The sequence below is a fragment of the Idiomarina loihiensis genome, from assembly GCF_024584785.1.
Taxonomy (GTDB): Bacteria; Pseudomonadota; Gammaproteobacteria; order Enterobacterales; family Alteromonadaceae; genus Pseudidiomarina; species Pseudidiomarina fusca.
Window position 1 is genome coordinate 1,873,818 of the sequence record NZ_CP074112.1, and the last position, 20,869, is coordinate 1,894,686.

Consider the following 20,869-nt stretch of genomic DNA (forward strand, 5'->3'; position numbering starts at 1 on the left):
AAGTTCGTTATTAACTACTAGCTATTAGATATTAGCTATTAGAGACTCACAGCTCGGTGGCCTTTTTGCCCGAGAGCGCTTTGCGAATACTAGCATCCATACGACGGGCAGCAAATTCATCACTGGCTTTGTCGACCGCAGCAATGGCTTGTTCAATGGCTGCAGTGTCGGTGCCGTGGCGGGCTTCACGTAAGACGGCCATGGCGCTATCCAAGGTGGCCCGTTCGCTAGCTTCGAGCAACTCAGCATCGGCGGCCAGCGCACTGCTAAGTGCTTCTAACACGCGGTCTGCTTCTACTTGTTGCTCGCGCAACATGCGCGCGGCCATGTCTTCTTTGGCGTTGCTCATCGAGGCCTGAATCATCTTGGTGATGTCGTCATCGCCTAAACCGTAAGAAGGTTTCACCTGAATCGATGCGCTGACGCCCGTCGATTTTTCCATTGCGGTGACGTTCAACAAACCATCGGCGTCCACTTGAAAGGTCACGCGTATATGTGCGGCGCCGGCGGCCATCGGTGGGATGTCGGTGAGCACAAAGCGGGCCAGGCTGCGACAATCATCAACCAGTTCGCGTTCGCCTTGCACCACATGAATCATCATCGCGGTTTGGCCGTCTTTAAAGGTGGTAAATTCTTGTGCTTTAGCGACCGGGATGGTGGTATTACGGCTGATGACCTTCTCGACTAAACCACCCATGGTTTCTAGGCCAAGGGATAACGGAATCACATCCAACAGCAACATATCAGAATCGGGCTTATTGCCAGCAAGAATATCCGCTTGAATAGCCGCACCGATAGCCACCACTTGGTCAGGATCGATGGAGGTGAGCGGCTCGCGGGCAAAATACTCACCTACGGCTGTGCGTATTCGTGGTACGCGGGTTGAACCACCTACCATCACCACTTCTTGGATCTCATCGGCACTCACGCCAGCGTCTTTCAGAGCGCGGCGACAGGTGGTCAAAGTACGCCGCACCAGCGGCTCAATCAGCTCGTTAAACTGGTCACGGGTTAGCGTCAGCTGTTGGCTCGCAGCGGTGCTGCCGGTGTCAGTTTCAGCTTGTACCTGCACGGTACCGGCGGCTGGCGAATCGGCTTCGGCCTGCCACGTGAGCGTCACTTGTTGGTGCTCGGTAAGCTGTTCTTTGGCGGCTTTGGCGGCATTGATCAGCTCGCGCTCCGTGCGCGCATCTACCGCACTCGGCAATTGCCATTGCTGTTTTAACCACTGCACTAGCAACTGATCAAAATCATCGCCGCCTAAGGCGCTGTCACCATGGGTGGCCAACACTTCAAAGACGCCGCCTTGCAGACGTAAAATCGATAAATCGAAGGTACCACCGCCTAAATCGTACACGGCGATCAGGCCTTCGCGACCGGTATCTAAGCCATAAGCGACTGCGGCCGCGGTGGGCTCATTAAGCAAACGTAACACGTTTAAGCCCGCGAGTTGCGCAGCATCTTTGGTGCTCTGGCGCTGAGCATCATCAAAGTAGGCAGGCACGGTGATAACGACGCCCGTTAACTCGCCGCCAAGAGAGGCTTCAGCGCGCGCAGCTAAGGTGCGTAAGATATCAGCTGATACCTCTACGGCGTTTTTCTCACCGGCAGCGGTGTGGAAAACCGGGACACCGTTGTCCGTTTCGCTCATGCGATAAGGTAAGTTACTGAAATTTTTCTGAACATCGGCGATGGTACGCCCAATAAAGCGCTTCACCGAGACGATGGTGTTTTCAGTAGCGATGGCCTTGTCTTGGTGCTTGGCTATAGCGTCATAACCGGTAGCAATGGTGTCGGCACCGTAATACACCACCGATGGTAAAATCGCACGCCCGTGCTCGTCGACTAATACTTTAGCAGTGCCACTACGGACACTAGCCACCAATGAATTGGTGGTACCTAAATCGATACCAGCGGCGAGCCGATGCTGATGCGGTGCCGTGCTTTGGCCGGGTTCCGCAATTTGTAATAATGCCATGGGGCAACCTCAAATTCGTTTATCGTTATTCGCTTTTTTCTTCTAGCTCGTGTTCTAATTTTAACATGAACTTAAGCTTGCGAATGCTGTTGGCAGCGGCCTCATTCTGTTCGGCGTTAATCTGCTGCTCTAGCTCGGATTGTAAATCTCGACTTTCTACTGCTAAGTCGCGCAGGGCCGCGTCAATTTCTTCCCAATCGTTAAGCTCAGCGATACGCTCGCGCCATTCCATTTGCGCCATTAAAAACTCAGGATCTTGTAGGGTCGTTTGCTCGTGCGCTAGATCTAGCCCGCGCAGTTGCAGGATATACTCGGCCCGTAGCAGCGGGTTACGCAGGGTTTGATAGGCATCATTTAATTGTGCCGTGCGCTGCACCGCTAGCAATTTGTCACGTTGACTACCATTGGCAAAGCGATCTGGATGCAGGGTTTGTTGCAACTTACGATAGCGCTGTTGCAAATCCGCCGCATCAAGATTGAATGCGGCGGGTAAATCAAATAGCTCAAAATGGTTCATGGTTACGCTTAACCTTTTACCGAACATGGGGGCAGCCGCTAGTGGCTACCCGGCACTAAGGTGGGTTAGACGTTGAAGCTTTCGCCGCAACCACACTCACCTTTAGCATTGGGATTACGGAACTCGAAGCCTTCGTTGAGGCCTTCTTTAACGAAGTCGATTTCAGTGCCATCTAAGTACACTAAACTCTTGCCGTCAATAATGATATTCACGCCTTTATCTTCGATAACTGTGTCGCTGTCTTCTATCGAGTCAACGAATTCCATCACGTACGCGAGGCCCGAGCAGCCGGTGGTTTTAACGCCTAACCGGATGCCTACGCCTTTACCACGTTGTTCCAGAAACGTACGGGCGCGTTGCGCCGCCGCTTCGCTCATGCTAATTGCCATGCTTGAACCTACTTATTAGTTTGCGTGTTTCTTTTTGTAATCTTCGATTGCCGCTTTAATGGCGTCTTCAGCCAAAATAGAACAATGAATTTTTACCGGTGGTAACGCTAACTCTTCAGCAATTTGGGTGTTCTTTAACTGGGCTGCTTCTTCAATTGATTTGCCTTTCACCCACTCAGTGACGAGCGAGCTAGAGGCAATGGCTGAGCCACAACCGTAGGTTTTGAACTTAGCGTCTTCAATGATGCCGTTATCGTTAATTTTTAACTGTAACTTCATCACGTCACCACACGCCGGAGCGCCGACCATGCCGGTCGCAATAGAGGGATCGTTTTTGTCAAACGCACCTACGTTGCGCGGATTTTCATAATGGTCGATTACTTTTTCACTGTATGCCATAACTTGTTACCTCTGTTAGTGTGCCGCCCATTCAACCGAGTTCAAATCAACTCCGTCTTTAAACATTTCCCAAAGGGGCGACATGTCGCGCAAGCGACCAATTGATTTACTAATTTGCTCAATGGCGTGGTCAACTTCTTCTTCGGTGGTAAAACGACCGAAGCTGAAACGAATTGAGCTGTGCGCTAATTCATCGTTACGCCCTAGCGCACGTAATACATACGACGGCTCTAAGCTGGCTGAGGTACAAGCTGAACCTGATGATACCGCCAGATCTTTGAGCGCCATGATTAAGCTTTCGCCTTCAACAAAGTTAAAGCTGATGTTGAAGATGTGTGGCACGCCCTGTTCTTGGCTACCGTTGATGTACACTTCTTCGATATCTTTCACGCCGTTCCATAACCGCTCGTGCAGTTGTTGGAAACGCTTATACTCAGCTGCCATTTCTTCTTTCGCAATGCGAGCTGCTTCACCAAAACCTACGATTTGGTGCGTTGGCAAGGTGCCTGAACGCATGCCGCGCTCGTGGCCGCCACCATGCATTTGTGCATTTAAGCGAACCCGTGGCTTACGGCGCACATACAAGGCACCGATGCCTTTCGGACCGTACATTTTGTGGGCCGAGAAGCTCATTAAATCGACCGGCAGACGCTCTAAATCGATATCGATTTTGCCAGCACTTTGGGCAGCATCGACATGGAAAATAGTTTTGTTCGCGCGGCACAAGTTACCGATGGTTTCGATGTCTTGAATCACGCCGGTTTCGTTGTTCACGTGCATCACGCTGACCAACACTGTGTCTTCGCGTAAGGCTGCTTTGAACACATCAAGGTCTAACAAACCGTCTTCTTTAACGTCTAGATAAGTAACTTCAAAGCCTTCGCGTTCCATTTGACGCGCAGTGTCTAGCACAGCTTTATGTTCGGTTTTCACGGTGATGATGTGCTTACCTTTTTTGCTGTAGAACTCAGCAGCACCTTTAATGGCCAGGTTATCTGATTCAGTTGCACCTGAGGTGAACACGATCTCGCGTGGATCTGCGTTGACTAATTCAGCAATCTGATTACGCGCAATATCTACCGCTTCTTCGGCTTGCCAGCCGAACCGATGCGAACGTGATGCAGGGTTACCAAACTGCCCGTCTGGCGTTAAAAACTGCATCATTTTCTCGGCTACCCGAGGGTCGACCGGGGTGGTTGCTGCGTAATCAAAATAAATCGGTAATCTCATCAGTGCTACTCCTTGGTTGCCATACAGCAAGCCGTTAAGGCTTATTGGCTTTGCAATGCAATGTTGTATTCGCGCTTTTTCTGCTCGCTCACCATCGCTGTTTGACGCTGAGCAACGCGGTTAATATCTTCTTGGGTGACCAGCTCGGCTAAGGTGATGTTGGTTAGAAAGTCTTCTATCCGTTCACTTAAGCCTGTCCAGAGCGAGTGGGTTAAGCAACGACTCCCACTTTGGCAGCCCCCTTTCCCCTGACAGCGCGTGGCATCGATGCTTTCATCAACGGCTTGAATCACCGCACTGATAGAAATATCGCACGGCTCTTGGCCCAATCGATAGCCACCACCAGGCCCACGCACACTGCTAACTAAGCCTTGTTTACGCAAGCGCGAGAATAATTGTTCAAGATAGCTCAGAGAAATGCCTTGGCGCTCAGAAATATCCGCCAAAGACACAGGTCCGTGAGCTGTATGCAAAGCTACGTCGAGCATTGCGGTGACCGCGTAGCGGCCTTTTGAGGTTAAGCGCATAGCCTTTCTGCCTCCTGTTAATTCTGGAAGCAATTTTGTCATACCCGAGTATTTTAGTCAAGTATTCAACAGGCCATTATCGGCACCGCCAGCAGGGCCCCAATAACAGCCGTGACGTTACTTCATCTTCTTGTCTACTGAGGTTAAAATGCCGCGCAAAATGTTTAGTTCGGCCGCCTCAGGACGAGCACGGGTAAACAGCCGCCGCAACTTCGCCATCACTTGGCCAGGATGCTGCTTAATAATAAAGCCGGTAGCCGAAAGGGTCTGTTCTAGGTGCGTGTAAAAGCGCTCTAAATCCTCAGCTAGCGGATATTCTTCAGCTTCTGCGGCAGGGTCCGTTGCTGCTTGCTGGCCTTCTAAAAACTGCATGCGAATTTCGTAGGCTAGGGTTTGCACGGCCATGGCCAAATTCAGTGAGCTGTAATCTGGATTAGAAGGAATATGCACATGGTGAGTACACTGCTGCAGCTCTTCGTTAGTTAAACCGCTGCTCTCGCGCCCAAACACCAGCGCAACAGGGTAGTTAGGCGCTTCTTGCAGCACTTGCGTGGCGGTTTCGCGCGGGCCTAACAACGGCCAGTCGAGCGTACGGTTACGTGCGCTGGTACCTACCACTAGCCCACAATCGCTAATGCCTTCAGCTAAGCTGCCAACAATCTTGGCGTTAAACAGCACATCGGTAGCACCAGCGGCTAGCGCCGATGCTTGGCTATCAGGCGCTTGCACTGGGTCGACTAAGGTAAGCTGCGTGAGCCCCATAGTCTTCATGGCACGAGCAACCGAGCCGATGTTACCGGTGTGGCTGGTGTTGACTAACACAATCCGAATGTTATTTAGCATGGTTTTAAACCCCAACTTCGATATTAGCTATTAGCTGTTAGCTATTGGATATTAGGTAGCGCCGGAGCGGCGCTAATGTCTAATGTCTAATATCGTGTTTGCTTGCCTATCGAAGTGACTCAGGTAAATGCGGACGCGCTTTGGTCAGGAGGTGCTGCACCACTTTCGGGTTACCTGCAACGGTATGACCGCTGGTCATAAAGCTATGGCCACCAGCAAAGTCGGCTACGAGACCACCCGCTTCACGCACAATCAGTTGTCCGGCAGCGATGTCCCATGGCTTTAAGCTGAATTCCCAGAAGCCATCGATGCGGCCTGCGGCAACATAAGCTAAATCAAGCGCTGCGGCACCATTGCGACGCATATCACCCACGTGCTCAAACAAGGCTGCGAATACCGCTAAGTATTCTTTGGTCATGTCTTTGCGTTTGAATGGGAAGCCGGTAGCTAACAACGCACCGTTAAGGTCGCGCTGAGCTTTAACGCGTAACCGTTTGCCGTTTAGCTGTGCACCCGCACCTTTGGTGGCGGTAAAGAGTTCTTCGCGCAGCGGATCGTAAACCACGGCAACTTGTACCTGGCCTTTGTAGCTGTATGCGATAGAGATAGCGAAGTGAGGGATACCGCGCAAGTAATTGGTGGTGCCATCTAATGGATCAATAATCCATTGATGATCAGCATCTTTACCCATTAATTCTCCGCTTTCTTCAGCTAAGAATGAGTGATCTGGGTAGGCCTTTTGAATGGTGCGAATGATGGCACTTTCAGCGGCTTTGTCTAACTCAGTTACAAAGTCGTTCTGACTTTTAACTTCTACGTTGAGGTCAACTTCTACGCCGAAGTTTTTAACTAAGATTTTGCCGGCGGCACGCGCTGCGCGCACACCGATGTTTAACATGGGATGCATACCAAATTACCTGTGCTGTAAAAGAACGATTTGTGACCGCGGATTATACGTGGATTTGGGGTTTAAGACAAGAGCGCTATTGGCTATTGGCTATTGGCTATTAGCTATTAGCTATTAGTAAAGGCGAGTGCGTGGACGCCACCAATATCTAATATCTAACAGCTAACGGCGTCTTTGCTTCTACCTGTTCACATTTTCAGCAAGCCGTGTTATAAAAATGCTGCGCTACAAGTACAAGAGTACGATTCTTGTGCGAACTATTAGCAATTTCGCCGTAAACCCTCGCCCAATCGGGCGGGGATATAAGGCGATTGAGGCGAAGCCTCAACTTCTTCCTTGACAAGCAAAGTCATATCAGGAGAATACTGGTTATTTATACAGTGGTATAATTTAAATGTTAAGGGCGACAAAAGTACGCATTTACCCAACTCAAGACCAGGCTGAGTTTTTAATAGCTCAGTTTGGCGCTGTGCGTTTCGCGTACAACAAGGCTCTGCATTTAAAGTCTCATATGTATCGCAATCACAGGGTTACGCTGAACCCCAAAAAAGACATAAAACCGCTGCTTGCAGTTGCTAAGAAATCACGAAAATACCACTGGTTGAAACAATATGATTCAATCGCCTTACAGCAGGCGGTTATCAATCTGCATCAAGCCTTTGACAACTTCTTCAACCCGAAGTTAAAAGCCAAATTTCCGCAATTTAAACGCAAGCACGGCAAACAGTCGAGCTATCACTGTGTGGGTGTAAAAGTGCTGGATGGGGCTGTTAAGTTGCCCAAGATGCAGCCTGTAAAGGCAAATATCCATCGTGAAATTTCGGGAGCAGTTAAAAGCATTACAGTGAGCCTGAGTAAAACTGGCAAATTCTACGCCTCTATCCTTGTGGATGATGGAGTTAAAGCGCCTGCATTACTTCACACTATAAGCAAGGTTACAGGTGTTGATTTGGGGCTGTCTCACTTCACCATCGAATCAAACGGCAGAAAGACTGCCAACCCTCGATTTGTAAAACGCGCTGAGAAAAATCTCAGACGTAAGCAGCGTCAGTTGTCTCGTAAGGCTAAAGGGAGCGCCAACCGAGCAAAGGCTCGTTTGTTGGTTGCTAAATGCCACGAAAAAGCAGCAAACGCTCGTGCCGACTTTCAACACAAACTCTCTCGAACTCTCGTTGACGAAAACCAAGCGGTGATAGTTGAGACATTGAAATCGGCCAATATGATGAAAAACCGTAAACTGGCAAAACACATAGCCGATGCCTCATGGTATAGCTTTGTCAACAAACTGGAGTACAAACTGAAAGAGCAAGGCAAATACCTAGTCAAGCTCGACCAGTGGTACGCCAGCTCTAAGACTTGCCATTGTTGCGGTCATAAAATGGAAGTAATGCCCTTATCGGTTCGCTCATGGGATTGTCCCTCATGCGGAACGATGGGTATAGATCGCGACTTAAATGCCGCCTTCAATATCCGTGATAAAGGCATTCTGGAATTAAAGGCGGCTGGACGGTCGTCTCTGCTTATGGAAGCTGCGTAAGCCTCGATACTATCGAGCAACGGCTAATGAAGTAAGAAGCATCGCCCGATAGGGCGGTGAGAAGTCACAACAACAACCAACAGAAAAGCCGGAGTGTCCCATGGATCATTCACAAGAGCTACAGCAAGTTGAATGTAAGTCTAGTAAACGCAGTGCCCCTCGCAAATGGCGAGAAATTGAAATGTTGAAGGAGAAGTATCGGTTACGCGATGAGCTTCGTGACATTGATTTCGATTTCGACGCCGATCTCGATGAATTGTAAGTAAAAGCAAAGGCGCTATTGGTCATTAGTCACTGGATATTGGTGCCGCCCGTGCACCAGCCTTTGCTTTTGCCAATAGCTAATGTCTAACAGCTAATAGCGCTCTTGCCTTTGCTTTTACCAATAGCTAATGTCTAACAGCTAACAGCGCTCTTGCCTTTGCTTTTACCAATAGCTAATGTCTAACAGCTAACAGCGCTCTTGCTCTTACTCAAGCAAATAACTCGGCCCCGGAGCGGTTGAGGAGTTTTGCTGTGGTGGCAAAATGCCCTGCTGTGAAAAAACCTCGATGCGCTGATAACGGCGACGGATGAACGGTTTGCAGAATGGTGTGGCGCGAGTCATCTATGAGCGCAGCCTTCTTCTGTGCGTGGGCGCCCCACAACATGAATACTACTCCTTCGCGTTGCGCTGATACGGCCTGAATAGCAGCGTCGGTGAAGTTTTCCCAGCCCCACTTGGCATGGGAGTGTGCTTTGCCATGCTCGACGGTGAGTACGGTATTTAGCAATAAGATTCCACGTTTGGCCCAGCCTTCTAAGTTGCCGCTAGAGGGTATTTGATAGTCGGCAAAATCATGTTTGATAGCTTTATAAATGTTACGTAGCGACGGTGGTATGGCGACGCCGTCGGCCACAGAAAAGGCTAAACCATGGGCTTGGCCAGGTCCGTGATACGGGTCTTGTCCGATAATGACCACTTGTACTTGGCTCAATGGCGTGAGCTCAAAAGCGCGCAACACTTGCGCTGCGGGCGGATAAACGAGGCTCTGTTGACGCGCTGCCTGTACCCGTTGTTGCAACGGAGGCCAATAGGCTTGCTGTTGTTGTTGCGCTAACCAAGGTTGCCAATCGTTGTCTAACGTAAGCTGCATAAGCCTTCCCTTTACTCTTTATTAGTAGTTATCGCACGTCATTATACGTAATCTAACTTGCAATTAACTGACTATTTTTACTGTCTAACTGGCTATAATAAGGACCACAGCAAGCCGAAGACTTATCGAATCACGACAACTAATGAGGACGCTATGACAGCTTCTGCACAACAGCAACCCAACTACCCGCCCTTAAGTGTCTTTGTAATCACCTTGAATGAGGGTGAACACTTAGACGAGGTTCTTAGCAGTGTGGCTGGGGCCGATGAGATTGTAGTGGTGGATTCCGGCTCGACCGATGCGACCTTAGACATTGCCAAGCGTCACGGGGCGCGTATTGTCCACAATGATTGGCCTGGCTACTCCAAGCAAAAGGCTTTTGCTATTACCCAATGCAGCCACAACTGGATTCTGAATTTAGATGGCGATGAGGTGATGCCAGAGGGTGGCTTGCAGATGATTCGCGAACGGATTGCGCAGGGCGATATCAATGGCATTTGGATTCATCATGATGACATTTTTATGGGGCACAGTCTGAAAAAGGCGCGCCATCATAAGTATCGGCGGGTGTATCGTCGTGATAAGAGCAAGATGGATACTAGTGTCATTGTGCATGAGCACATTGAGGTAGAAGAGCCGACTGCCTATTTGCCGATTTATTTGAAACATTACGGTTACGATACCGCGCACGGCTATATGGACAAGCTGAATAAATACTCGTTGCTAAAAGCCAAGCAACGGCTGGAGCAAGGCCGGCCCTGTAGTTTGCCGCGTTTGCTGCTGATTTTTCCGTTGATGTTTTTGAAGTTTTATCTAGGTCGACAAATGATTTGGTCGGGTTGGCGTGGCTTTATCAAAGCCAATATCGATGCCTTTCATTTTTTCTTAACCGAGGCCAAGCTCTACGAGATGGCGTACCGCGCGAAGCGTGAACAAGACCCAAAAAGTAGCAAACCGTTAGAGAAATAACCCTATGCAGCAGTCGTTATCCGCACAGATTTTAGTGATTAATCTTAAGCATTCTACCGATAGATGGTTGAACGTAAGTAAGCAACTTGACCAATTAGGCATGCCCTATACCCGCATCGATGCGGTATGGGGCAAAGAGCTTACTCAGGAGCAACTATCGGCCGTAGTCGATACCTCACGTAGTCAGCGCGAGTTTCATTATCAGTTAACGGCTGGTGAAATTGCCTGTTATTTATCGCACCTCAAGGCTTGGCAATACATTGTTGACCATCAACTTGATTATGCCGTGGTGCTAGAAGACGATGTTTGTTTTAGTTCGGACTTTAAAGACATCCATGAGGCTATTGCAGCAGTGTCTGAGCCGTGGCATGTGTTAAAACTTGCCGCTCCGTTTAAGCAACAGCCCGCTATTACAACCCGTGCTATCAAGCAGTTTGATTTGGTGCGCTATCGTAAGCCACCGATTGGTGCTTGTGCACAAGTCATCAGCTTGGCCGGAGCCAAACGGCTATTGGCCCAACGCCCACCTTTATTTCGCCCAATTGATGTAGATATGCAGTGGCAGCATGAACTGGGGTTACAGGTTTATGGATTATTACCGTACACGGTAGACAATACTCACACCCATGGCAGCGATATTAAGTCTGTAGCCGATCGGCGTCAGGTGAAACGTCACCCATGGCGACGATTAAAACATCAGCTGCTGCTTTACTTAGATGGTCGTAAAGCAACAGCCGAGTTTGAGCACACTAATTAGCGCTTGGCTGGTGTTGCTCGAACCAATGCAGGATGTACGCTACTTTGGCCATTAGATTCGAGGGTCTGGCGTAGATGCCGTGAGGAGCATCTGGCACCCGCACCATGGCAGTTTCGACACCGGCTAATTTCAGCGCTTGGTAATATTGCTCAGATTCTGAAATCGGCGTGCGATGGTCGGCTTCACCGGTTAGCAACATGGTAGGCGTGGTCACGTTACCGACATAGCTGATAGGTGAATACTTCATGTAGTGCTCTTGGTGCTCCCAGGGCTTACCAGGGAACCAATACTTGCTGAAATAGTTATACATATCAGCAGTTAACACAAAGCTGTACCAGTTGATAACAGGTTTAGCTACTACTGCCGCAGCAAAGCGATCCGTATGCCCGACAATCCATGCGGTGAGCACTCCGCCACCGCTACCACCGGTAACGTATAAACGTTGCTCGTCGATAAAGCCTTTGCTGATCACTGCATCCACACCATCCATGAGGTCGTTATAATCATGGCTTGGGTAATTGTGGTGAATTTCTTGGGCAAACTTTTCGCCATAGCTGGTGCTACCGCGAGGGTTGGTATAAAGCACCACGTAACCTTGCGCCGCCATTAACTGAATTTCTGCGGCAAAAGACCCTGCATAAGCTGTATGTGGGCCGCCATGAATTTCCAGAATCAGCGGGTATTTCTTGGTTGGGTCAAAGTTTGGCGGATAGGCAATCCAACCTTGAATTTTATGGTCATCGACGCTACTGTCGTACCAAATTTCTTCGATACGCGCCAAGGTTTTATGATTCAACAAGTCATCGTTAAGCGCCGTAAGCTTACGAGTGATTTTGCTGGTTTGTAGCACTAAATCGGCAGGACGATTGGCGCTCGCTAGGGTATAGACTAAATCACCGTTGCTGCTGACATCGAATTGACCGCCGCTATAGGGCCGAGAATAGCTTAAGCCTCCCATGCTATCCGTTAGCACGCGGCGCTTCCCATTGAGATTCTGATAGGCTATGTGGCCCTTACCTTCGCGATCGTAGGCAAAATACAAGCCACGGCTGTCATCAGCCCACTTCACCTGCCCTACGCTGTAATCAAAATCTTGAGTTAACAGCTTAGGTGACTGGCCAGAGAGATCCATCACGTACAAATGGGTGAGCTGATAACTCTTGTACGTATCATCATAGCCTAGCCAAGCTAACTTTTTGCCATCGGGGCTTATCACTGGTGAATGATCGGGGCCTTCACGATCGGTAAGCTGCTCTATAGCACCGCTCGCTAGGTTAAGCTGATAGAGCTCAGAGTTATTCGGCTGTTCAAATGCATCAGCATGGGCATTAGCGGAAAAGATCAACTGCTTGGCATCGGCGCTCCACGCCAACGCGCCACCATGGTTGTAATCGCCAAAGGTTAACTGCCGAGGTGAACCTCCGGTAGTAGGTACCACATAAATTTGGCTGTAACCATCTGGAGTGTAGCCAGCTCCGTCGGCGCGATAATTATCTTTATCGATGTAACGCGGTGGCTCAGCCCAATTAGCGCCTTGCGGCTTGCCCGGTAGGCTTACCGGCGCAGCTTTGTGCTGCGGCGTGAACATAGTAAAGGCCAACCATTTACCATCCGGTGACCAAGATAGGTTACTAGGGCTGCTGGTTAGGCGGGTAATAGGTGCATGCTCGCGAGTATCGGTCCAGTACAAGTGAATTTGATTGCTGCCTGAGCGATTTGACACAAACGCTAATTGCTTGCCATCGGGAGACCAAGTGGGCGAATGGTCTTGCGCATCACCACCCGTTAGTGGTCGTAATTCGCCTTTGTTGTTCACCCTCCATAGGTTTCCTTGTTTACGATCTGCCATGATATTCATGAAGTTACGCACAAAGACTGTGTAGTCGCCCGACGGATGAATAGCTGGATTGCTGGCGTATTCTAATTGAAAGACATCTTCAAGTTGGAGCAACTGCTGTTTACTCTGCGCCTCACTATTGGCGGCTTGCGCTGGTGCGTAAACCAGAGCGCTGGCAACCAGGGCAAGGGCTGTTGTCATTATCGTTTTCATTGTTCATCGACCCTAACTGTTGGACTTTTATTGAGCTAAAGACTACTTAGAAAAAAACCCGCCAAGGCGGGTTTTTGATTCATGTTGCTGTAACCCGCTTGCTTAGAAGCTGTAGCTGAAGCTAATGGCTGCGAAATCACGGTCAGAAGCTGGCTCGTAATCACCGCCGGTATTGATGTTGTAACCAATACCAATTTTGTATGCGCTTAAGTAGCTGAAATCAACACTCAAACCGATGGTTTTACGACCTTCGATAAAGTTTGAGTTAGCTGAATAGCCTTTCACGTCGTGGCCTAGCGCCAACGTTGGTTGCATGTTCCAACCCGCAAACACGTTGTTGTAGTCACCGACGATACGAGCGCGATAGCCCCACGAGGTGCTGGTGACAAAGCCTTCACAGTTGATATCGCCCGCTGGAGCCGGGTTACCCAACTGCATTTGGTCAGCTACGCTCAAGCATTTGCCGTACACTGGGTTACGGCCGTAACGCTGTTCATCTAAGCCGGCTAAACCGTGCACCTTACTGATCGCAACTTCACCGATGAAGGTCACGCGGCTGGCACCTAACACGTTGTCTAGGAAGCGAATACCTGACATCTGCCACTGCGAGACATCGTATTCATCGTAACCGTGTTGCAGTTCGCCTAGGTTAGTAATCAGACCGTTTTCATCGCGTTGAATACGGTTGCTGAAAGTACTAGGAACATCTGCACGTAAACCGGTCGACAAAATCTCAGTGGTGTTGATTTGCACTGGCATATCGATGCGATAGCTCATTTCACCACCAACAGACCAGTCGCCTACGGTAGTTGCTACGCTGGCACCGAAGATTTTGGTGTCTTCAGGGAACTCAAGCACGTAATCAGGACCAGCAATTGGAATACCATCTGGGTGACTTAGCGCCGGAGTTGGCTGCTTGGTCCAGTTGTATGCTGAGATGATTGGCGTTTGTGTATGAATGTTCATGAAGTACAAGCCAAACTCAACGTCAATGTCGGTAGCATAGTGACGCATCGCGAAACCGTACTGGCCGCCATCGTCTGGCTCGATATCTGGCGCCCGCTCTAAGTAGGTACCGTACTGTACTGACTCAAGATCGCTTAGGTTAGAGTCTGGGTCACCAGGCACTAATTGCGGGTTCAGGGTCACTTTGTTACAGCCTGGGCCACCTAAAATATCAATGGTAGAGAAGAAAGTACCACAACCATCTAGTTTGTAGTCATCCCACTCATACTGATAAAACATATCTAAGCTGGTTTCGTCAGTTAAACCTATGTTTAGGTTCACCATGCCTACTGGCAACAAGGCTTCTTTAATTTCCACTCCTGGTCGACGAATTGCGTTCACGTCCACCGGGTTAATAGCGTTCACACCATTGAAGATAAAGGTACTTTCACCCCAGCTCAATACCTGACGACCAACCCGTAAGTTAGCGGGCATATCACCGATATCAAAATAGGCGTAAGCGAACGCATCTAACAACTCAAAACCAGAACCGGTTGAGTAATCATCTAATGCATCGTTGTTCAGAGTAACATCTGGGAAATAGTTGGTACCCGTATGACCATGAGCTACGTTATTGTTCTTGATAACATCGTCATACCAGTATTTGAAACGGAAGAAAGCGCCGTAATCGCCGCCATCAATACTTAAATCGTGAACGCCCTTGAATACTGACGACACCATGTCGCCTTTGTCGTAGTTCAAGTTACCGTCGTCGGCGACGCCAGACTGGCCTAAACCACCGGCCATATTACCTGGGTGGATAACGCGCATATCGCGCTCTTCCATACGCCAAGCGGCGCCGTAAGAAATGATTGAATCGAATTTGACTTTAACGTCACCAACATCGAATTCTGCTGCTTGTACGCCTGCTGTTCCTGCTAGTGCGAGCGTAATTGCGGTCGCGAGAGGTAGTTTTTTTAGCATAGTTGTTCTTCTTTTCATGTTAGCCACCTAATCCTATTAGGATGTTATGCAGTCAATCATGTCCGATGAGTTAGAAATATGCAAGTGCTTCGTTAAAAAAGTAGCTGGATAAGAGCAAGAGCGCTGTTAGACATTAGCTATTGGATATTGGAGCGAGGCGCTGTTGGGTGGTGGTTATGTTTTGCAAAAAAAAACCTCCGGATGGTCGCCCACCCGAAGGCCCTCTCTTATTCGTCTTTCGTCTTTCTTCTTTCACGAAGCACGAAGCACGAACCACGAACCACGAAGCACGAACCACGTCTCTTCTACAACGCTTGTTCTAACTGCGGCAATACATCAAACAAATCAGCGACCAAGCCGTAATCGGCTACTTGGAAGATCGGTGCTTCTTCGTCTTTGTTGATGGCGACGATGACTTTTGAGTCTTTCATGCCTGCTAAGTGCTGGATAGCACCGCTGATACCAACAGCGATATACAGGTCTGGGGCAACGATTTTACCGGTTTGACCCACTTGCATATCGTTTGGTACGAAGCCGGCATCTACGGCTGCACGAGATGCGCCCACTGCTGCACCTAGTTTGTCTGCTACTTTTTCGAGTAACTGGAAGTTTTCGCCGTTTTGCATGCCGCGGCCACCTGAAATAACCACGCTGGCGGCAGTTAGTTCTGGGCGCTCAGATTGAGCTAGTTCTTCGCCAACAAACTCAGCTTTATCTGAGTTAAAGACGGCGTCGATGGCTTCTACGCTGGCACTGCCGCCTTCGGCTGCAACCGCATCAAAGGCGGTACCGCGCACGGTGATGACTTTGATGGCATCAGTAGCCTGTACGGTGGCGATGGCGTTACCTGCGTAGATCGGACGCTTGAAGGTATCGGCGCTTTCTACGCTAATGATGTCTGATACTTGAGCAACATCTAGCAGAGCGGCAACGCGCGGCATGAAGTTTTTGCCGGTGGTGGTTGCAGCAGCCAGAATATGGCTGTAGTTCTTACCTAAATCAGCTACTAAATCGCCTAAGTTTTCAGCTAAGAAATGACCATAAGCGGCATTATCTGCGAGCAATACTTTGCTCACGCCAGCAGCTTGTGCGGCTTGTTCTGCGACCGCTTGGCAGCCTGCGCCAGCAACTAGCACGTGAATGTCGCCACCGATTTGTTGGGCTGCGGCTAGGGTTTTTAGCGTAGCTGCGTTTAAGCTAGCGTTATCGTGTTCGGCAATGAGAAGAATGCTCATATCACTTTTGCCTCATTTTTTAATTTTTCAACTAACTCAGCAACGTCGGCCACTTTGATACCGGCACTACGTTCTGCTGGGGCTTCAACTTTTAATAAGTTTACGGTACGGGCTACGTTGACGCCTAAATCGGCGGCGCTCATCACATCTAGCGGCTTCTTCTTCGCTTTCATGATGTTTGGCAAAGATGCGTAGCGCGGCTCATTTAAACGTAGGTCGGTGGTGACGATAGCTGGCAGTTGCAGCTTCACCGTTTGTAAGCCACCGTCGATTTCACGAGTGACCTGCACGCTACCTTCAGCAACGTTCACTTTTGAGGCAAAGGTACCTTGTGGCATACCGGTTAAGGCGCCAAGCATTTGCCCGGTTTGGTTGTTGTCTGAATCGATAGCTTGTTTGCCCAGAATCACCAGCTGTGGTTCTTCTTTGGCAACCACGGCTTGCAATAACTTAGCTACCGCAAGTGAGTCTGGTAGTTCATCAGTTTCAACTTGAATAGCACGGTCGGCGCCTAGCGCTAAGGCGGTACGCAGTTGCTCTTGTACTGCTTTAGGACCAATACTGACCACCACAACTTCGGTGGCATGGCCTTGTTCTTTAAGACGAACAGCTTCTTCTACCGCGATTTCACAGAACGGGTTAAGAGCCATTTTGACATTGGCTAGATCAACGTCTGATTGGTCCGCTTTGACGCGAACTTTAACGTTGTAATCAATGACGCGTTTCACCGCCACTAATACTTTCATGGTGTCGTTCCTGTTGTGTTATTTTCAGTTCAAAAATGGATTTAGACTCTGCAAGATTAACATTTTTCGCAGCAAAAATGGTACTCTTACCGCCATATTTCTTAGCAAGGTTTGTTTCATATCATGTACGGCATCCTCTCTGAATCCGATCTCAAGCAACTGGCGACGAGTTTTGTGAAGCCCGATCAGCGGCTGCGCGAATTGGTGCTGTTAGCTAAGCAGACGCCCCTTACATCAGCCTTGCAGCAGCCGCAGTTTGAGGTGTTTGGCTGCGAAGCTAAGGTGTGGTTGCAATGCCAATGGCTGGCGAGCACCAGCGGCCCCGCCACTCCAACCGCTGCACCGCAGACTGCGTCCTTACAGCTTGAGCTTGGTAGTGAATCGCGCACCATTCATGGTCTGTTACAGCTGATCAAGCAAGCGTTGCAAGGCGCCAGCCCTGCGCAACTCGCGGTCTTTGATTTGGCGGCCTATCTGCAGGCGTTACACTTAGATGACTACATCAGTGAGTCGCGACGCGATGGTTTGCAGGCTGTGGTGGCTGCAATCAAGGGTAAAGCTTAGGTAAAGTCATCATCTGTTGGTTGTATTAAAGCGTAGATCAGTTCGTAATGATTGCATTGTAAAGACCCTAGTAACTAGCTGGTTTGCTTGAAGAAGCAATTTTTTAAGAAGCAGCTAGACTGAGTTGAACAAGTATTCTGACTCGATAACCTGATGGAGCTGATATGACCGATCAGATGTTCCAATACATTCCTACTATGCTGCTGCTGATGTTAGGGCTATGGCTGACCTTGGTGGTGCTGCTCGCCTTTGAAGCACTCAGCCACCGGTGGACGCTACGTTCTATTCCCATCCGCATTCATGTGAATGGCACTCGTGGCAAAACTTCTGTCACTCGTTTGATTGCCGCCGGTTTGCGTGGTGGTGGTATTCGTACCTGTGCCAAAACCACAGGTTCAGCCGCAGCGATGACCGACCCTGATGGCCGTGAGTTTCCGATTTATCGGATTGCTGGTGCCAATATTCTAGAGCAGATGCGCTTATTAAAGCGGATGGCGGCACTCAAGCCCCAAGCCGTGGTCATTGAGTGCATGGCCCTGCAGCCTCATTATCAATCGCTAACCGAGCTGAAAATGGTGCGCTCTAATATAGGCGTGATCACCAATGCGCGGCCGGACCATTTGGACGTGATGGGCCCGAACGAAACGGATGTTGCTTTGGCGTTAGCCGGCAGTACCAGTGTGCGCGGCGATATGTTTACTGCCGAACGCGATTTGCTCGCTATTCTTAGCGATGCCGCGGCGGATAGACGCAGCACCATGCACGCGGTGAGCTTAGCTGAGGTAGAGGCGATTGATGCTGACACCATGAGCCAATTTAAGTATCGCGAACATGCCGAAAACGTCGCCTTGGCACTGAAGATTTGTGAGTTTGTTGGGGTCGACCGGCAACAAGCCTTGCTGGGTATGCTGGCCCTTGAGCCCGAAGCCGGTGCCATGCAAATCTTAAAAATTAGCTACTTTAATCGTCACTTGATGTTCGTTAATGCTTTTGCTGCTAACGATCCTGAATCTACCGGTTCGATTTGGGAGAATATCCTGAAGCACCATGCGCCAGCACAAACAGAAGATGGCGAACCGCGCAAACGTATCGCACTGATTAACTGTCGGGCCGATCGCCCCCATCGTAGTCAGCAAATGGCCGAAGCTGCAGCCGAATGGACCCCAGCCGATAAATACTTACTGATTGGTAGCGGTACTTTGTTGTTTGTGCGGACGGCGCTGAAGCACGGGATCCCGCCGGAGCGGTTATTGGTGTTAGAAAACGCACCTGTGACCGAAGTTATTGAACATATTTTAGAGCAATCTGGGCAGCATGCGGTGATTGTAGGCATGTGTAATATTCACGGTGGCGGCGAACAAATCGCGCGCTTTTTCCATAACCGTGCAGTTGAAGAGGTTCACGTATGATAGCACTCAACATTTTGGCCGTTGCCATTGGTATCGGTTTATTCTTTGCGTTGTTTTTAAGCCAAATGCTGGGGTTAGCAGCAGGTGGCTTGGTGGTACCGGGCTATATGGCGCTGCAACTCACCAATCCGATGAGCATAGCGTTAACCTTATTTGCCGCCCTACTCACCTATTTGATTGTGCGCACCGTGGCTAGTTTTGCGGTGATTTATGGGCGTCGGCAAACCATCATCATGATTTTAACCGGTTACTTAATTGCCGGCCTGTTTGATGTGTTTTTAGCTAATTTGGTCACTTGGGTTGATCTCGACATGGTGGGCAGCTCCTCAGGCGAAGGCGAAGCGCAAGTCGCGATGCTGGAATCAAATCTACTGATGTCGGTGATGGAGACTAATTTGATTGGTTACATCATTCCGGGCTTGATTGCCATTTGGTTTGACCGCCAAGGCGTACTGCAAACCCTCTGCGGTCTTGCAGTGACCGCAGTGCTGGTACGTTTAAGTTTGATTATTTTAATGCCCGATCAACTGGCCGCTTATGAAGCCAGCCAAGCCTTTCAGATGCCAGGTTGGTAAGGAGTAACAGATGGCGAACTATACGAAAATTTATTGGCGCTCGAGTGGTGTACCTACCTGGGGTTTAGTGTTTCTGACGATTGCCGCTTTGTCTGCCTTTTTGCTGGCAGAAAAGCTACAACAGCGCGACCCCGTGGTAGAAGAAAACTACACCACCATGGTTACTGCAGCTCGCATCATGCGTGATGCCATGGATACCTTGCAACCGATTCGGGCCCAGCGTGAACCGATTAATCCGGAATTTGATCCGCAGCGTTCTGGCTTGATTGGGGTATCGACCAGCCCGGTAACCACTACTCGTGGTGGCCGTGAAAGCAAACAAACCACCATTAACCCGAACTGGGCGGCAGTGGCGGTGAAGTTGATGAAGCAAGCCGGCGTTGAACAAGGCGACAAGGTGGCGGTGACCGTATCTGGCTCGTTTCCGGCCATGAACCTTGCGGTGTATTCAGCTATCGAAGCGATTGGTGCCGAGCCGGTCATCATTGCTTCGGCTTCGTCTTCACAATGGGGCGCGAACGTGCCGGGCTTGCTCTGGATTGATATGGAACGCGAGCTACGCCAACGCGGCAAGCTCTCGTTAAAACCTATTGCAGTATCTATCGGTGGCGTAGAGGACCGTGGTGTGGATCTGTCGGCAGAGGGGATTGCGCTGATCAAACAAAGTATCGATCGCGCTGATATTCCGTTATTAGAACCACAAGATTACCAAGAAGCCGTTGCTGAACGCGTTGCCCTGTTTCGTGAATACGCTGAAGGTGAGAAGTACAAAGCCTTTATTAACGTTGGTGGTGGTGCCACCATTGTGGGCCCGCCAGGGATTGATGATCAGTTTAAATCAGGGCTGATTTACGATGCTCCAGCGCGCGCTTTTGCGGTAGAAACCGTGATGGGACACTTTATTCGCGAAGGCACGCCGGGTATCCATATGATTGGTATCAAAGGCTTAGCCGAACGCTATAACTTACCGTTGGCGCCACTCGAGCCCGTCGCTGTGGGTAATGGCGGGGTCTATAATGCCACCACTTATCGGCGTTGGTTGGCGGCTGTGTTAGGCCTTGGTTTGTTTGGCTTAACTTGGCTGATTGTCCGTAGTGCACGAATCAACAGCGTGTTCCAGCGTACCGGTGAAGATGGTAAGAGTGTGCGTCCTATGGTGTAAACTGAATGGT

21 protein-coding genes are annotated in these 20,869 nt (G+C 49.7%); 8 read left to right on the plus strand and 13 right to left on the minus strand.

Annotation, left to right across the window (positions count from 1 at the left end):
* Positions 1-46: 46 nt before the first annotated feature.
* The 8 genes from hscA to suhB all read right to left on the minus strand — a co-directional run bounded on the left by hscA (position 47) and on the right by suhB (position 6,790).
* Positions 47-1,978: a Fe-S protein assembly chaperone HscA gene (gene hscA / locus KGF88_RS08985; RefSeq protein WP_153826867.1), complete on the minus strand. Its 1,932-nt coding sequence runs from the start codon at positions 1,976-1,978 to the stop codon at positions 47-49.
* Positions 1,979-2,003: 25 nt separating this feature from the next.
* The gene (gene hscB / locus KGF88_RS08990; RefSeq protein ID WP_110076498.1) at positions 2,004-2,495 is read right to left on the minus strand and encodes a co-chaperone HscB; all 492 of its coding nucleotides are present in this window, start codon (positions 2,493-2,495) and stop codon (positions 2,004-2,006) included.
* A 65-nt stretch (positions 2,496-2,560) separates the two neighbouring features.
* Entirely contained in the window at positions 2,561-2,884 is a 324-nt protein-coding gene (iscA, locus tag KGF88_RS08995; protein ID WP_110076497.1) for an iron-sulfur cluster assembly protein IscA, read from the minus strand.
* A gap of 15 nt (positions 2,885-2,899) precedes the next feature.
* Complete coding sequence (gene iscU / locus KGF88_RS09000; RefSeq protein ID WP_110076496.1) at positions 2,900-3,283, minus strand: Fe-S cluster assembly scaffold IscU; 384 nt, start codon at positions 3,281-3,283, stop codon at positions 2,900-2,902.
* A gap of 15 nt (positions 3,284-3,298) precedes the next feature.
* Positions 3,299-4,513, minus strand: a complete 1,215-nt coding sequence (locus tag KGF88_RS09005; protein WP_153826868.1) for an IscS subfamily cysteine desulfurase — start codon at positions 4,511-4,513, stop codon at positions 3,299-3,301.
* Between the two features lie 41 nt (positions 4,514-4,554).
* Positions 4,555-5,040, minus strand: a complete 486-nt coding sequence (gene iscR / locus KGF88_RS09010) for a Fe-S cluster assembly transcriptional regulator IscR (RefSeq protein ID WP_153826869.1) — start codon at positions 5,038-5,040, stop codon at positions 4,555-4,557.
* A 117-nt stretch (positions 5,041-5,157) separates the two neighbouring features.
* Positions 5,158-5,883, minus strand: a complete 726-nt coding sequence (gene trmJ / locus KGF88_RS09015; RefSeq protein ID WP_153826870.1) for a tRNA (cytosine(32)/uridine(32)-2'-O)-methyltransferase TrmJ — start codon at positions 5,881-5,883, stop codon at positions 5,158-5,160.
* Between the two features lie 106 nt (positions 5,884-5,989).
* Entirely contained in the window at positions 5,990-6,790 is an 801-nt protein-coding gene (suhB, locus tag KGF88_RS09020) for an inositol-1-monophosphatase (protein WP_110076492.1), read from the minus strand.
* A 394-nt stretch (positions 6,791-7,184) separates the two neighbouring features.
* On the opposite strand from suhB, the gene KGF88_RS09025 reads away from it, so the two are divergent.
* The gene (locus KGF88_RS09025) at positions 7,185-8,327 is read left to right on the plus strand and encodes a transposase (protein ID WP_257119921.1); all 1,143 of its coding nucleotides are present in this window, start codon (positions 7,185-7,187) and stop codon (positions 8,325-8,327) included.
* A gap of 100 nt (positions 8,328-8,427) precedes the next feature.
* Positions 8,428-8,589 (plus strand): DUF3545 family protein, encoded by a 162-nt coding sequence (locus tag KGF88_RS09030; protein ID WP_110076667.1) that lies wholly within the window; start codon positions 8,428-8,430, stop codon positions 8,587-8,589.
* A gap of 211 nt (positions 8,590-8,800) precedes the next feature.
* Here the strand turns inward: KGF88_RS09030 and ung are convergent, their stop codons facing one another.
* Positions 8,801-9,463, minus strand: coding sequence for a uracil-DNA glycosylase (gene ung / locus KGF88_RS09035; RefSeq protein ID WP_110076668.1), 663 nt, complete (start codon positions 9,461-9,463; stop codon positions 8,801-8,803).
* Between the two features lie 153 nt (positions 9,464-9,616).
* Between ung and KGF88_RS09040 the strand changes: the two genes are divergently transcribed.
* The gene (locus tag KGF88_RS09040; RefSeq protein ID WP_153826369.1) at positions 9,617-10,432 is read left to right on the plus strand and encodes a glycosyltransferase family 2 protein; all 816 of its coding nucleotides are present in this window, start codon (positions 9,617-9,619) and stop codon (positions 10,430-10,432) included.
* Positions 10,433-10,436: 4 nt separating this feature from the next.
* The gene (locus tag KGF88_RS09045; protein ID WP_153826370.1) at positions 10,437-11,189 is read left to right on the plus strand and encodes a glycosyltransferase family 25 protein; all 753 of its coding nucleotides are present in this window, start codon (positions 10,437-10,439) and stop codon (positions 11,187-11,189) included.
* Here the strand turns inward: KGF88_RS09045 and KGF88_RS09050 are convergent.
* The 4 genes from KGF88_RS09050 to KGF88_RS09065 form a co-directional block, all read right to left on the minus strand.
* Positions 11,182-13,239, minus strand: a complete 2,058-nt coding sequence (locus KGF88_RS09050; protein WP_153826371.1) for a S9 family peptidase — start codon at positions 13,237-13,239, stop codon at positions 11,182-11,184. The genes KGF88_RS09045 and KGF88_RS09050 overlap by 8 nt on opposite strands.
* A gap of 102 nt (positions 13,240-13,341) precedes the next feature.
* Positions 13,342-15,186, minus strand: coding sequence for a DUF1302 domain-containing protein (locus tag KGF88_RS09055; protein ID WP_228759491.1), 1,845 nt, complete (start codon positions 15,184-15,186; stop codon positions 13,342-13,344).
* A 287-nt stretch (positions 15,187-15,473) separates the two neighbouring features.
* Entirely contained in the window at positions 15,474-16,403 is a 930-nt protein-coding gene (locus KGF88_RS09060; RefSeq protein WP_153826372.1) for an electron transfer flavoprotein subunit alpha/FixB family protein, read from the minus strand.
* Positions 16,400-17,149: an electron transfer flavoprotein subunit beta/FixA family protein gene (locus KGF88_RS09065; protein ID WP_110076674.1), complete on the minus strand. Its 750-nt coding sequence runs from the start codon at positions 17,147-17,149 to the stop codon at positions 16,400-16,402. Before KGF88_RS09065 ends, KGF88_RS09060 begins: the two co-directional genes overlap by 4 nt.
* 123 nt (positions 17,150-17,272) lie before the next feature.
* Between KGF88_RS09065 and KGF88_RS09070 the strand changes: the two genes are divergently transcribed.
* The 4 genes from KGF88_RS09070 (at position 17,273) to pgsW (ending at position 20,859) form a co-directional block, all read left to right on the plus strand.
* Positions 17,273-17,713, plus strand: coding sequence for a SufE family protein (locus tag KGF88_RS09070; RefSeq protein WP_153826373.1), 441 nt, complete (start codon positions 17,273-17,275; stop codon positions 17,711-17,713).
* 164 nt (positions 17,714-17,877) lie between these two features.
* Positions 17,878-19,122, plus strand: a complete 1,245-nt coding sequence (pgsB, locus tag KGF88_RS09075; protein WP_228759492.1) for a poly-gamma-glutamate synthase PgsB — start codon at positions 17,878-17,880, stop codon at positions 19,120-19,122.
* Complete coding sequence (gene pgsC, locus KGF88_RS09080) at positions 19,119-19,697, plus strand: poly-gamma-glutamate biosynthesis protein PgsC (protein ID WP_153826374.1); 579 nt, start codon at positions 19,119-19,121, stop codon at positions 19,695-19,697. Before pgsB ends, pgsC begins: the two co-directional genes overlap by 4 nt.
* A 10-nt stretch (positions 19,698-19,707) precedes the next feature.
* Positions 19,708-20,859, plus strand: coding sequence for a poly-gamma-glutamate system protein (gene pgsW / locus KGF88_RS09085; protein ID WP_153826375.1), 1,152 nt, complete (start codon positions 19,708-19,710; stop codon positions 20,857-20,859).
* Positions 20,860-20,869 lie beyond the last annotated feature (10 nt).

What these genes read in the sequence shown, in the direction of transcription:
- KGF88_RS09050 (WP_153826371.1), bottom strand. Translation starts at nt 13,239, where the DNA reads ATGAAAACGATAATGACAACAGCCCTTGCCCTGGTTGCCAGCGCTCTG.
- KGF88_RS09045 (WP_153826370.1), top strand. Translation starts at nt 10,437, where the DNA reads ATGCAGCAGTCGTTATCCGCACAGATTTTAGTGATTAATCTTAAGCAT.
- pgsB (WP_228759492.1), top strand. Translation starts at nt 17,878, where the DNA reads ATGACCGATCAGATGTTCCAATACATTCCTACTATGCTGCTGCTGATG.
- KGF88_RS09065 (WP_110076674.1), bottom strand. Translation starts at nt 17,149, where the DNA reads ATGAAAGTATTAGTGGCGGTGAAACGCGTCATTGATTACAACGTTAAA.
- KGF88_RS09055 (WP_228759491.1), bottom strand. Translation starts at nt 15,186, where the DNA reads ATGAAAAGAAGAACAACTATGCTAAAAAAACTACCTCTCGCGACCGCA.
- pgsC (WP_153826374.1), top strand. Translation starts at nt 19,119, where the DNA reads ATGATAGCACTCAACATTTTGGCCGTTGCCATTGGTATCGGTTTATTC.
- hscB (WP_110076498.1), bottom strand. Translation starts at nt 2,495, where the DNA reads ATGAACCATTTTGAGCTATTTGATTTACCCGCCGCATTCAATCTTGAT.
- KGF88_RS09025 (WP_257119921.1), top strand. Translation starts at nt 7,185, where the DNA reads ATGTTAAGGGCGACAAAAGTACGCATTTACCCAACTCAAGACCAGGCT.
- hscA (WP_153826867.1), bottom strand. Translation starts at nt 1,978, where the DNA reads ATGGCATTATTACAAATTGCGGAACCCGGCCAAAGCACGGCACCGCAT.
- KGF88_RS09060 (WP_153826372.1), bottom strand. Translation starts at nt 16,403, where the DNA reads ATGAGCATTCTTCTCATTGCCGAACACGATAACGCTAGCTTAAACGCA.
- KGF88_RS09030 (WP_110076667.1), top strand. Translation starts at nt 8,428, where the DNA reads ATGGATCATTCACAAGAGCTACAGCAAGTTGAATGTAAGTCTAGTAAA.
- trmJ (WP_153826870.1), bottom strand. Translation starts at nt 5,883, where the DNA reads ATGCTAAATAACATTCGGATTGTGTTAGTCAACACCAGCCACACCGGT.
- KGF88_RS09070 (WP_153826373.1), top strand. Translation starts at nt 17,273, where the DNA reads ATGTACGGCATCCTCTCTGAATCCGATCTCAAGCAACTGGCGACGAGT.
- iscU (WP_110076496.1), bottom strand. Translation starts at nt 3,283, where the DNA reads ATGGCATACAGTGAAAAAGTAATCGACCATTATGAAAATCCGCGCAAC.
- ung (WP_110076668.1), bottom strand. Translation starts at nt 9,463, where the DNA reads ATGCAGCTTACGTTAGACAACGATTGGCAACCTTGGTTAGCGCAACAA.
- KGF88_RS09005 (WP_153826868.1), bottom strand. Translation starts at nt 4,513, where the DNA reads ATGAGATTACCGATTTATTTTGATTACGCAGCAACCACCCCGGTCGAC.
- pgsW (WP_153826375.1), top strand. Translation starts at nt 19,708, where the DNA reads ATGGCGAACTATACGAAAATTTATTGGCGCTCGAGTGGTGTACCTACC.
- KGF88_RS09040 (WP_153826369.1), top strand. Translation starts at nt 9,617, where the DNA reads ATGACAGCTTCTGCACAACAGCAACCCAACTACCCGCCCTTAAGTGTC.
- suhB (WP_110076492.1), bottom strand. Translation starts at nt 6,790, where the DNA reads ATGCATCCCATGTTAAACATCGGTGTGCGCGCAGCGCGTGCCGCCGGC.
- iscR (WP_153826869.1), bottom strand. Translation starts at nt 5,040, where the DNA reads ATGCGCTTAACCTCAAAAGGCCGCTACGCGGTCACCGCAATGCTCGAC.
- iscA (WP_110076497.1), bottom strand. Translation starts at nt 2,884, where the DNA reads ATGGCAATTAGCATGAGCGAAGCGGCGGCGCAACGCGCCCGTACGTTT.